The 11179-nt window shown below is 41.9% G+C and carries 11 protein-coding genes; 4 read left to right on the forward strand and 7 right to left on the reverse strand.

Going from position 1 to position 11179, the window contains the following annotated elements; genetic code table 11:
- Positions 1-107: 107 nt before the first annotated feature.
- The 4 genes from PX700_RS20815 (at position 108) to PX700_RS20830 (ending at position 3129) form a co-directional block, all read left to right on the forward strand.
- Positions 108-1295, forward strand: a complete 1188-nt coding sequence (locus PX700_RS20815) for a hypothetical protein (protein WP_010553585.1) — start codon at positions 108-110, stop codon at positions 1293-1295.
- Between the two features lie 882 nt (positions 1296-2177).
- Positions 2178-2540 (forward strand): 2OG-Fe(II) oxygenase, encoded by a 363-nt coding sequence (locus tag PX700_RS20820; RefSeq protein ID WP_182195021.1) that lies wholly within the window; start codon positions 2178-2180, stop codon positions 2538-2540.
- A complete protein-coding gene (locus tag PX700_RS20825; protein ID WP_182195019.1) occupies positions 2534-2782 on the forward strand; it encodes a DUF1272 domain-containing protein in 249 nt (82 codons plus the stop codon). The genes PX700_RS20820 and PX700_RS20825 overlap by 7 nt, the downstream gene beginning before the upstream one ends.
- Before the next feature lie 44 nt (positions 2783-2826).
- A complete protein-coding gene (locus tag PX700_RS20830; RefSeq protein WP_182195017.1) occupies positions 2827-3129 on the forward strand; it encodes a hypothetical protein in 303 nt (100 codons plus the stop codon).
- Positions 3130-3267: 138 nt separating this feature from the next.
- On the opposite strand, the gene PX700_RS20835 is transcribed toward PX700_RS20830, so the two are convergent.
- The 7 genes from PX700_RS20835 to PX700_RS20865 all read right to left on the reverse strand — a co-directional run bounded on the left by PX700_RS20835 (position 3268) and on the right by PX700_RS20865 (position 10942).
- Positions 3268-4551, reverse strand: coding sequence for an allantoate amidohydrolase (locus tag PX700_RS20835; RefSeq protein WP_479521812.1), 1284 nt, complete (start codon positions 4549-4551; stop codon positions 3268-3270).
- Between the two features lie 14 nt (positions 4552-4565).
- On the reverse strand, positions 4566-5795 hold the full coding sequence (locus tag PX700_RS20840) for a pyridoxal-phosphate-dependent aminotransferase family protein (protein WP_479521813.1): 1230 nt from the start codon (positions 5793-5795) through the stop codon (positions 4566-4568).
- 3 nt (positions 5796-5798) lie between these two features.
- Positions 5799-6623 (reverse strand): sulfite exporter TauE/SafE family protein, encoded by an 825-nt coding sequence (locus PX700_RS20845; protein ID WP_024593246.1) that lies wholly within the window; start codon positions 6621-6623, stop codon positions 5799-5801.
- Positions 6611-8194 (reverse strand): gamma-glutamyltransferase family protein, encoded by a 1584-nt coding sequence (locus PX700_RS20850; protein ID WP_479521814.1) that lies wholly within the window; start codon positions 8192-8194, stop codon positions 6611-6613. The genes PX700_RS20845 and PX700_RS20850 overlap by 13 nt, the downstream gene beginning before the upstream one ends.
- Positions 8191-9393, reverse strand: a complete 1203-nt coding sequence (locus PX700_RS20855) for an amidase family protein (protein ID WP_154902964.1) — start codon at positions 9391-9393, stop codon at positions 8191-8193. The genes PX700_RS20850 and PX700_RS20855 overlap by 4 nt, the downstream gene beginning before the upstream one ends.
- Positions 9394-9802: 409 nt before the next feature.
- A complete protein-coding gene (locus tag PX700_RS20860) occupies positions 9803-10285 on the reverse strand; it encodes a putative 4-hydroxy-4-methyl-2-oxoglutarate aldolase (RefSeq protein WP_024591947.1) in 483 nt (160 codons plus the stop codon).
- Positions 10286-10288: 3 nt separating this feature from the next.
- Entirely contained in the window at positions 10289-10942 is a 654-nt protein-coding gene (locus PX700_RS20865) for a TetR/AcrR family transcriptional regulator (protein WP_004334664.1), read from the reverse strand.
- Positions 10943-11179: the final 237 nt, after the last annotated feature.

The following is an 11179-nucleotide window of genomic DNA, read 5'->3' on the forward strand; positions in this document are numbered from 1 at the left end:
GTTCTTTTTAATGCTTGGCTTTATGTATGCTTTAATTAAATTTATAATTCAAGCATACAAATTACGTGCATAAAAAGTAATGGATACAAATTTTAGTGGAACTTAATATGACATTTTTAAAAAATGTAAAGCAACAAGCGGCGACTAAAACGCCTTCTGAATTAGAGCGTTTATGGCAGCGAATTGAAAAACATACTAAGCGTAACGCAAACTTTGATATTAAAAAGCAGATCCTGTTTTCTCAATTTCAAGAACAAGTAGAGCACCATGAGCAAATTCAAGCTCAAATGATTGCAGAACAAATTATTCATTTTAGTAAGTTTATCCAACGTAAAAGCTTAACTATTGAACAGCGTAATGAACTTGTGGATTGGATAAATGAAGATTTAGATTATTTGTCAGAACATCCATTCATTGGCGAGTTGAATGTTGAGGAAGTGTCTCAAGTTTTTCAATCTTACCTAAATAAGTATAACCAAGATACGGTTAGTACAATCCCTTCTTCAGAGTTAAACATATTACGTAATATGTTACAGCAAGATTTCCCCGGTTTAGAATTAACAGATGACGAACTGAGAGAAATAACAGCTGATCCTTCATTGCTTTATAAGCACCTTGACGAGCAAGGTTTTGGTGAGGAGAAAGATGATGAAGCGTTTAGTGCAGATAATATGCACTATGAACAAGATGAAGATTGGGATGACTTTTTTGACCAACACGAGCGATTTGATCGCGATGAAATTAAACAACAAAAAAACAACTCAAAATTAGAAAAGTTATTTAAAGGCTCGCAGCTAAACAAAATGTATAAACGTTTAGCATCTAAGTTGCATCCAGATAAAGAATCTGATCTTGCAAAAAAAGCAGAAAAACACGAACTAATGCAACAGTTAGTACAAGCTCGAAAAGAGAAAGACGGTTTTACTTTATTACAACTTTACATAAGCCATTTTGACGACGATGTCGATTTTGACGAAGAAACCAAAGCAAACTTAATTCCGTTACTGCAAAATAAAATAATCGAGCTAAATGAACAGCATCGGCAACAAAAAGAAAGTAATGACCAATATACAATTGTGTGGCGTAAGTTTAATGGTCGTAGTAAAGCGCAAATTAAAGATAATTTTGTAAACCATTTAGCGGCGCTGAATAATGAATGTGATGAAATTGCTAAACGTTTAGAGTATTGCACTACGGTTAAATCACTTAAAGAAGAGCTTAACAACCGAATTATGAATAAACGTCATATGCCCATGTCTTTAGAGGCGGCTCTGGAAAACATGTTCAATTTTTGATGAATTAACAGTGACGCCAGCCTAAGTTTTTTCATTAAGTTAGAATGGCTGTCCTGTTTAGCTGTTTCTTTACGCTGCGGCAACTGTATTGCCTTGTTCATAATGTAGAAAAGCTGCAAAACGCGATGTATTAAGCAAGATAAGCCCTTAGTTCCTCAATAAAGTCACTCAAACACTAGGGTCTGTTGAACTTTCAAGGTTAAATTTGCAGCAGTCTGTTTGGTATTTAGGCAAGGCAGAGCCTATACAGTGTGGTTATTCCCCATAAATAGGCGATAACGTAGCATTAATGCCAAACAGGCGCTGCCCAAAGGGTTCTTCCTAGGGGCTATTTACTCTTTGTTGCTCGGTTCTTACTTAGCCCACTAGGTTACAAACCTCGCGCCGCGATTAAATAGCCCCTAGTTTGAACAAATTTTAATCCGCAAAGATCAACGGACCCTAGGGCGTGTTGACCTTTCGTGGGTTAATTTGCAGCAGTCTGTTTGGTATTTAGGCCAGGCAGAGTCTATGTAGTGTGGTTATTCCCCATGAATAGGCGATAACGCCGCATAAATTCCAAACATGCGCTGCCCTTTGGGTTCTTTCTAGGGACGATCAACTCTTTGTTGCTCGGTTTTTACTTAGCCCACTAGGTTACAAACCTCGCGCCGCGATTTAATCGCCCCTAGATTGAACAAATTTCAATCCAAAAAGATCAACACGCCCTAGTGTTCCCTTCTAAAATACTAATCAAAACAACATTAAAACTCCCTTTTATATCCCACGTAAAATACAGTAAACGATTGAACCAAAATATGAACTCGGCTATGGTTTATTTACCAATAAAAATAAATAAAAAACGAGTTAACCTGCTGCTTGTTAGCTGTTTCGAGGGATTGCATGTTTTTTTTGAGTAAATTATTTTGTTGGGAGCGAGGTAGGCAAAAGTCAGGCTACGATAAAATGTTGATTTGTGGTGCTACGTGGCCAATTAAATTTGATACATATTTGCTTAAATTCCCACAAGGAAGTGAAATAGCACCACACACAGACAAAGTTGAATCTGGTAAACACTATCGGTTGAATATAGTGCTTAAAAAAGCAGATTTGGGTGGTGAGTTTATTTGCAGTAATCCGATATTTGAAACAAAGCGAATTAAGCTATTCCGCCCTGATGTAAGTGAGCATCAGGTGTCAAAAGTTATAAAAGGTAATAGATATTTACTCAGTATTGGGTGGATAAGAAGGAGCTCTAAATGCTAGATTTAAGACCTAATTGTGAATGTTGTGATAAGAATCTACCTGTACAGTCCACTGAGGCTTTTATTTGTTCTTTTGAATGCACGTTTTGTTCTAGCTGTGCTCAAGCGCTGTTAAATAACGTGTGCCCAAACTGCTCAGGTAATTTGGTGCAGCGGCCAATTCGCCCTTTGGCTGCACTAAAAAATTACCCAGCATCGACTAAACGGGTATTAAAAGAAAGTGGTTGTGCGCCAAACACATAAAAACATAAAGTATAATAATTACATTTTCTGGGTATGGAGCTCTGATGAGAAAACCCTTTGAATTTACCGTTAAGTCAATCGAAGTTAAAATAATTAACTCTTGGTTTAGTGGTGCTAAATTATATGTAAATGGTAACTTACGAGATACTGCCAGAACTTTGTTCGCTTTTAGGAATAATACTTTACTATCTGCAAATTTAGGTGAGTTGGGTGTTCTAGAAATCAAGCCATTATCGGGTTTAATTACCGTTGAAATGGATGCATATTTGGTCAATGATACAAATATTCAGCATGTATATAGCTCACATAAACGCCTTAGCCTAAAAGAGCAAAGGGCAGCTCGATAAAGCTACTTTAAATAACGTATATTCCTGTGTTTTCCTGCATTTACCTGCCTTCAGTAATAACCTCCAAATGACTTTGAGGAGGTTTAAGCCCCTAAGCATACCAAGTTAATATACTTGGTTTACTCAATTACCTTAAAATCACTCACACTCTTTCACATAAAGTAAAAGCGCGCTGTACATTACACTGAGTGCCTTTGTTACATCGCTGTCGATAACCGCTTCTGCTGGGTGATGGCTTATACCGCCTGGGCTGCGTATAAATAACATGCCAACGGGGCATATAGGAGCGATTGCCATTGCATCGTGCCCAGCGCCTGAGGCAAGTGAAGGCGATGCTTGGTTATTGAGTTTACATGCGCTTGAAAACAAATGCTGAATAGTGGTGTCGCACGCTACGGCATCGGCGGCATGCGTCCATTGCCAATCAAGCGTTAAACTGCGTTTGCTTGCTATAGATTGTGCACTGCTTTGTATGGCGCTTAGTAAATTAGCGAGATCGGTGTCGCTTTGTGCACGTGCGTCTAGGCTTATGGTTGTTTTGCCTGCAATCACGTTTGTAGCCCCAGGGCGAGACTGTATTTGCCCTACGGTGGCTACTTCGCCATTACTCGCACTTTTTGCTAGTTTTTCAATTTCGGTTACTAATTCAGCGCAGCCTGCTAGTGAATCCTGACGTAAATTCATAGGGGTTGTACCCGCATGACCGCTTTGGCCTGTTAGGGTAAGCATGGCGCGTTTTGCCCCTGCAATAGCCGTTACAACGCCTAACGCCTGATTAACCGATTCGAGTGCAGGACCTTGTTCAATATGAGTTTCCCAGTAACCTAGTAATTCGTTTTTGTTTAGTGCGGCCTTTGCGTAGTCGTTAGGGTTTAGGCCAAAGTCGAGCATGGCTTGGCGCATAGTTATGCCGTTTGTGTCTTCAATGTTTAGCCACTGTGGATCAAATTCGTTAGCGAGGGCTTTTGAGCCAATTAAAGTTGTGGCAAATCGGGTGCCTTCTTCATCGCAAAAGCCCACTACATCTAAATGAAAGGGCAGGTCGAGCTTTAACTTATGTGCAAGCGCTGCAATTTCTATCCCCAGCAGTACACCTAAAATACCATCAAACGCTCCTGCGTTTGGTACTGTGTCGAGGTGCGATCCTATAATTAAACGTTTAGCATGTGGGTTTGATGATTTTAGTCGCCCCCAAAGGTTGCCCACTTCGTCTTGCCACGATTGCATGCCTGCCTCAACCATCCACGATGCAGTAACAGCGTTACACTCTTTGTGCTCTTTTGATAAGTACACGCGGTGAATACCGCCTTGCATTTGCGATAGTGCGCTGAGGGTTTTACAGCGAGATAAAGCGCGTGTTGCGTATTCATCAGCAAGTTCTTTGTCTAATAAAGGGCTGTGTTGTGGGCTTACAATCGTCATGCTAAATCCTTTTTTTATTTATAGTGAGCAAGGGCGGCAATGGCGGCTTCGCCTTTAGGACCTTTATAGCCGTTGGCATGTAAGCAGGCATCTAGGCTTGCCAATGTTTGTAATACGGCATCTTTACGGGCGTTGTAACCCATGGTGCCAATACGCCAAATTTTGCCATGCAGCGGGCCAAACGAGGTGCCAATTTCTATTCCAAAATCGGTTAGCATTTGTCCGCGTACGTGATCGGCATTAATGCCCTCGGGTATATAAACACCCAGTACGTTGTTCATTTTATGTGTTAAATCGCCAAATACATTTAAGCCGAGCGCTTGAATGCCTGTTAGCATGGCATCGCCATGTAATTTGTGGCGCGCTACGCAGTTATCCACGCCTTCTTCAATTACTATACGGGCGCATTCTGAGGCGCAGTACAGCATGCTGGTGGCTTCGGTATGATGATTTAGGCGCTCCTCTCCCCAGTAATTCATGATCATACCTAAATCAAAATAGTTAGAGCGCACAAAGGGCTCTGTGCCGTCGATATGATCGGCCGTGCGAATACCTGCCTCTACCTTTTTACGTTTTTGGATCCACTCGGCGCATTTGTCGCTCAGTGTCAATGGCGCTGACCCAGAAGGTCCGCCTAAACATTTTTGCAGGCCAACCGAAAGTGCATCGAGTTTCCATTCATCGACAGGAAGTTCGTTACCCACAATAGATGCGGTGGCATCACAATAAAATAGTACATCGTGCTTTTGGCAAATATCGCCAATATGCTCAAGAGGTTGGTTCATGGTGGTGGATGTATCGCCTTGTACCATAGCAAGTACATGGGGTTTTACATCAACAATGGCTTTTTCGATTTGTTCTGGCGTAAACACTTCGCCCCACGGTACGTCTATTGTGTGCACCTTTGCGCCAACGCGTTCTGCTATTTCAGCAAGTAGGTGACCAAAGCGCCCCATAATTGGTACTAGTACTTTATCGCCTGGGCGTAAAATTGAGCATAATACGGCTTCAATACCCGCGCGCGATGTGCCATCTATTAGCATGGTCCATTCGTTTTTAGTTTTAAAAATTTCGCGGTAACGCGCCATGGTTTCGTTCATAAAACCGGTCATTACTGGGTCGTATTGACCGATAAGCTGCGCCGACATAGCACGTAAAACACGAGGATCTGCATTAATTGGACCTGGTCCCATTAATAAACGCTGTGGTGGGTTTAAGGTTTGAACTTGCGTGTTAATAAACATATTTTAGGCTCCCAGAGTCTGAATGAGCATGCGAATGCCAGTTATCATTAAGACAACGGCAAAAGCGCGTTTTAGTTGTTTTTGATCCAGTTTGCTACCAATTTTTACCCCAATAGGCGCAAATAAAATAGTCAGCGGAATAATAAGAAAAAAGGCAGGGAGGTTAACTAACCCCCAAGTACCTAGGGGAGCATCGGTTGGCGTTGTGCCAATACTTAATAAGGTAATAACACCTGGTAGCGCAATCAATAAACCAAAAACGGCCGCAGTTCCTACTGCAACATGGGCGCGTACATTAAATGCGTTTAGCATAGGTACGCCAATAGTACCGCCACCTATGCCAATCATTACCGACAAACCACCTACAATACTTGCCATAACGCCTTGACCAAATTTACCTGGCAGTTGTTTTACAAGCGCGGGTGCGCCGGCTCTAAATAACATGTTTAAACTGACTAAAATAGCAATGCAGGCAAACATGAGCACTAATGCGTTACCGCGAACGGTATGAGCAATAATACTACCGACTACCGCCATAACTAATATAAACGGTGCCCAGTATTTTATTAGCGCAAGGTCAATATTTCCTTTGCTATGATGCGATCGAATAGATGAAAGCGAAGTAGGTACTATGGTTGCAAGTGATGTGGCGGTGGCTATCATCATTGCCGACTCTGGGCTTACGCCAAAACCTTGCAGTAAAAAATACAGCACAGGTACGATTACAATACCGCCGCCTACACCAAAAAGTCCTGCTAAAATTCCGGCAAAAATTCCGGTTGCTATTAAGGCCGCTACTATTGGCCATTGGTTTATTATTTCTGACATTGTGTTCCTGCTGTAGTTACTGTTGCACGTCCATCTGAACGAGGATCTGTTGCAGCTTCAAGGCTTGTAGGTGTATCTAAAATAGCCCCAGCGTGCCCCATCATTTCGTTATTATTATCAACGCTTACCCAATCGTGGTCACGTTGATTTAATTCATGTTCTATATGAAAAACTAACTCTTTTTCAATTTTTAAATTTGTACTTGTATCGCCCCATGTGCGTCCAAGTAACCAACGAGGGGCGCTAATCGCTTGTTTTATTGATTTATTTCGCCATGCGTAGCCTGCAAAAACAGCGGCTTGGGTTTGTGGTTGCCCTTCACCGCCCATTGTTCCGTAAGCAAGTCGACGACCATCGCTAAACTTTGCCAGTGCTGGGTTAAGTGTATGAGCGGGCTTTTTATTTGGAGCAAGGGCGTTGGTATCTTGATTGTTTAAACTAAAGCTTAAACCACGGTTATTCCACACAAAGCCGCCTTCACTCATTAATATTCCGCTGCCAAATTCCCAGTAAATGCTTTGAATAAAGCTGACTAATTGCCCGTTTTTATCTCTGGCTGCCATCCACACAGTATCGCCAGGCTCTGCGTTAAATGGCCATTTTTTGGCTTTGGCCATATCAATATTGTTAGCAAGTTCGCTTAAGCGATTATCGGTTAGTGCGTTTTTATAATCGTCTCCTAATGCTTCAGGGTCAGCCCAAAGGGTAGGGCGATGGGTAAAGCTTTGTTTAGTTGCCTCAACAATTAAATGTGTCCAGTCGGCATCGGTTTTAGCTAAATGCTTTAACTTATTTACGGCACCAATTATTTGTAGTGAATGCACGCCCTGTGTTGGCGCGGGTAAGTTGTAGCAATCAATACCACTGAGGTTTGCATTTAGCGCAGTAACTACCTCGGCTTTAGTATTTGCAATGTCACCTGCGGTAATTGAGCTGCCTGCTTTTGCTAAGTCGGCGGCAAATGAGTTGGCAAGTGCGCCTTCATAAAATGCGTTAAAGCCATGTTTTGCTAGGTATTCAAACGTTGCTGCAAGTTTAGGGTTTTTAAAATGTTGACCTGCTTGCAAGGGCTTGCCATTGGGTATGTAGAGGCTTTTAAACGCCTCATTGGTATTGTTAGCAGTGGCTAGTTTTTCGCAGCCTGCTTGCAAGCTTTTTGTAACTGTAAAGCCCTCGCGCGCAAGCTCAATAGCGGGTGCTAAAATTTGTGACAGTGGTAGTGCTGCGTGCTCATCTAGTTCAAGCGCCTTTTGCCAACCGCGAATTGTACCCGCTTGAGTCAGTGCGCTTAACCCGCCGCGCTCTGGTATTTGCGCGAGCGAGTTATAGGGCGTTGTATTAGTTGCTGCACGGCCGCAGGCGTCAATAGCGGTAGGCGTTTTTTGGTTTGGGTTATCGATAAGCCAAAAGCTGTCGCCACCAATTGAGTTCATATGTGGATATACAACGCTAATAGCAGCGGCAGCCGCTACCATAGCCTCGGTAGCTGTACCGCCTTGTTTTAGTATATTTATACCCGCTTCAGTGGCCGAAAAATGAGACGCGGTAAATGCAATGTTGTGTGTGGTCATGCCGGTGTGTCCTGTTTAAAGTGTGCAGCTAGGTGCTTAACGCAAGCAAGTAGGCTTTTATCGTTACCGTGGCTCATCATTAATGAAAAACCATACGGATGATCATTTGCTAAATCAGCCAGCGGTAAATGCACTTGCGCTGAGCCACTAAGCCCTGCAATTGCCGAAAGCGTAATAATTTGCATGCGTAAGGCGCTTGTGTCGGCGCCTAATTTAGGTGCGGTTGTGGGGGTGGTTGGCAAAAATAAACAGCTGTTTGTATTTAGGTTTTTAGCTATTAGTGTTTGCCATTGGGTTTGTACTTTTAGTGCTTCTTGTTCTTCTTGAACAGTTAGGGCAAGCGCCATATTAAAACGTGCCGCAATTGCTGGAGCAAACTGGGGAAGTTGCCCCGGCAATTGAAGCCAGTCTTTATGCGTTTTTGCGATTGCTCGCCCTTGCAGTACTCTAAAACTATCAGCAAGTTCATTTAATAAGCTGCTGTTAGGTAGTTCAAATTCTTTATGGTGCTTAAAATTAGGCTTGGTTTTTTCAAGCAATTGTTTAAGTGGGGCTTGTAAAACAGGGTCAACGAGTTCAAATAACGGCTCGCAAATAACTAAGGTATCAACGTTATTAATAGCTTGATTTGGTAGCAGTACATTACCTACATCGCTTAATAGCTCGGCGCTTTGGGTAAGCCAACCTATGGTATCAAAAGGCGGAGCCAACGGTATTAGGCCGTCTTTTTCAATCACGTTATGGCTTGGCCTTATGCCATATAAACCACAATAGCTGGCGGGTATTCTAATTGAGCCGCCGGTGTCGGTGCCTAAGCCAATATCAGCTAAGTTAGCAGCAACTGCAGCAGCAGACCCCATACTCGAACCACCGCAAGCATGCCCTTTTAATTTAGGATTTTGCGCAGCGCCATAATGTATATTATTACCCTCTAAGCTATAAGCCAGCTCGTCAGTATGGGTAAAGCCTATAAAGTTACAACCAGCGGTCATGAGCTTATTAACCGAGCTTGCCGTATTTTGAGCCGGTTTAGCTGTTTTAAACCAGTGTGGGTTGCCTGCGCTGTTACGCTCGCCCTTTACTGCAAATACATCTTTTACAGCTAAGCGATTGTTTGCAAGCACTCCAGAGTGGTTTGTTTGCCACAGGGTAGGACCGTGATTGCAAAATATACCTTTGTTGTTTTTTTTATCACTCATTTGCAGCTCATTATTATAAAACTGACCAAGTACTTACTTATTAAGTTAAGAGTGATTAAAAAGCGGGCTGGTTATTATTATTATGAATACCAATTTTATTAAAAACATGATCATTTTATCGGATTAAATAGCGCACTCACTGCGTCATTTTCTTCGCGTTATAATAGATCACTAATTTAATGCAATTGCTAAAGCTCCGCTTTTTAATCGGTAGTTTTGATTTTATAGTGCTTAGACTAAGCAAGAGGAATGCCATAAATTAAAATCCTGTCCAACTGGTCAGGATTTAGTGGGTTGTATGAGATTTGTAAGTGTGGGCTATAAAAATAGTGAGATTAAAATGAGCTAAAACAAACCAATTTGGTGCGCAGATGCACCAAGTTGGTCTTTATTTATATGGTTTTGAGTGCTAAATAAGGGGCGTTTTACTGATGATTAAACCGTTAATATCGGCGTAAACCCAATCGTTAGGTTCAATAGTAGTGCTAAGCATAGTAACTGCTTGGTTTTTATCACCAAAGCCGCGCTTTAAGGTACTACGCGGTGTAGAGCCTAGCGCCATTACAGGTAAGTTCATCGTGGCGAGTATTTCTATATCTCGGCAACAGCCATTTATTATTACGCCTTCCCAGCCATTATTTAGGGCACGCTCAGCCATAATATCGCCTATAAATGCAAAGCGTTTGCTCGCAAACCCGTTTATAACCAATACTTTACCTTCACCATTTTCATGCAATATATCGGCGGCAAAAGAGTTGTCTTCTGGGCAGGTAACGGTAACTACTTTGCCATAAAACGTGGTTTTTTTACCAAAGTGGTAAAGGCCGCTGTCTGCTACTTGCACGTTATCACGATGATCGTCAAATAAATCGGGTGTAGTAAAGGATGTCATGGGTTAAGTCTCACTTTGCTCAGGTATTTTAAGACCAATACCTTTTAAAATTATGTGGGCAATTGATTGCGTAATTTGTGCCACATCGGTTTCGTCGTACTCTAATTTGTTCATTACGAGTAAAACTTCAGCCTGAAAGTCGGCGTAATATTGCGTGGTAGACCAAATAGTAAAAAGCAAATGGTAGGGATCAACCTTATCCATTTTATCAGCGTCCATCCATGCTTGAAGTACATCAACCTTTTGTTTAACCCAAGGGCGGGTATTGGTTCTAAAGTAGTTTTGTAAATAGGGTGCACCGCGCAGTATTTCACTGGCAAATAAGCGAGATTGCATTGGCTGATTTACGGCCAGTATTACTTTGCTTTTAATATAGTTATAAAGCACGGTAGCTGGATCGTCGTTAATTGTGACGTTATCGAGCCCTAAGTTCCAATTAGCTATTATGCGGTCAATCACAGACTCGTACAGACCATCCTTACTTTTAAAGTAATACAAAATATTAGCTTTTGGCACCTGCGCTTCTTTAGCAACCATGCTCATACTTGCTCCGTCGTAACCTAATTGCGAAAACAATTGCTCGGCGGCATCTAAAATTAGTTTTTGGTTTTTCTCGCGTGTGACTTCTTTTTTATTTGGTTTTATTTGTGTGGTCATTATAAAGTTTGCGTGTTTAACGTATTGATTGATTGTAGCTTTGCTGACCAAAAGGTCAATTACTAAAAAGGGTGAATGCTAAAAACAAATGAGAGGTTTAAGCTATTAACTTTAGGGTCTGTTGAACTTTGCGGATTAAAATTTGTTCAAACTAGGGGCTATTTAATCGCGGCGCGAGATTTGTAACCTAGTGGGCTAAGTAAAAACCGAGCAACAAAGAGTAAGTAGCCCCTAGGA

The organism is Pseudoalteromonas sp. TP27 (genome assembly GCF_056470645.1).

Excerpts from the sequence above, each read along its gene's own strand:
- PX700_RS20860 (WP_024591947.1), bottom strand. The coding sequence starts at position 10,285 with ATGACATCCTTTACTACACCCGATTTATTTGACGATCATCGTGATAAC.
- PX700_RS20815 (WP_010553585.1), top strand. The coding sequence starts at position 108 with ATGACATTTTTAAAAAATGTAAAGCAACAAGCGGCGACTAAAACGCCT.
- PX700_RS20865 (WP_004334664.1), bottom strand. The coding sequence starts at position 10,942 with ATGACCACACAAATAAAACCAAATAAAAAAGAAGTCACACGCGAGAAA.
- PX700_RS20840 (WP_479521813.1), bottom strand. The coding sequence starts at position 5,795 with ATGTTTATTAACACGCAAGTTCAAACCTTAAACCCACCACAGCGTTTA.
- PX700_RS20855 (WP_154902964.1), bottom strand. The coding sequence starts at position 9,393 with ATGAGTGATAAAAAAAACAACAAAGGTATATTTTGCAATCACGGTCCT.
- PX700_RS20835 (WP_479521812.1), bottom strand. The coding sequence starts at position 4,551 with ATGACGATTGTAAGCCCACAACACAGCCCTTTATTAGACAAAGAACTT.
- PX700_RS20825 (WP_182195019.1), top strand. The coding sequence starts at position 2,534 with ATGCTAGATTTAAGACCTAATTGTGAATGTTGTGATAAGAATCTACCT.
- PX700_RS20845 (WP_024593246.1), bottom strand. The coding sequence starts at position 6,623 with ATGTCAGAAATAATAAACCAATGGCCAATAGTAGCGGCCTTAATAGCA.
- PX700_RS20820 (WP_182195021.1), top strand. The coding sequence starts at position 2,178 with ATGTTTTTTTTGAGTAAATTATTTTGTTGGGAGCGAGGTAGGCAAAAG.
- PX700_RS20830 (WP_182195017.1), top strand. The coding sequence starts at position 2,827 with ATGAGAAAACCCTTTGAATTTACCGTTAAGTCAATCGAAGTTAAAATA.
- PX700_RS20850 (WP_479521814.1), bottom strand. The coding sequence starts at position 8,194 with ATGACCACACACAACATTGCATTTACCGCGTCTCATTTTTCGGCCACT.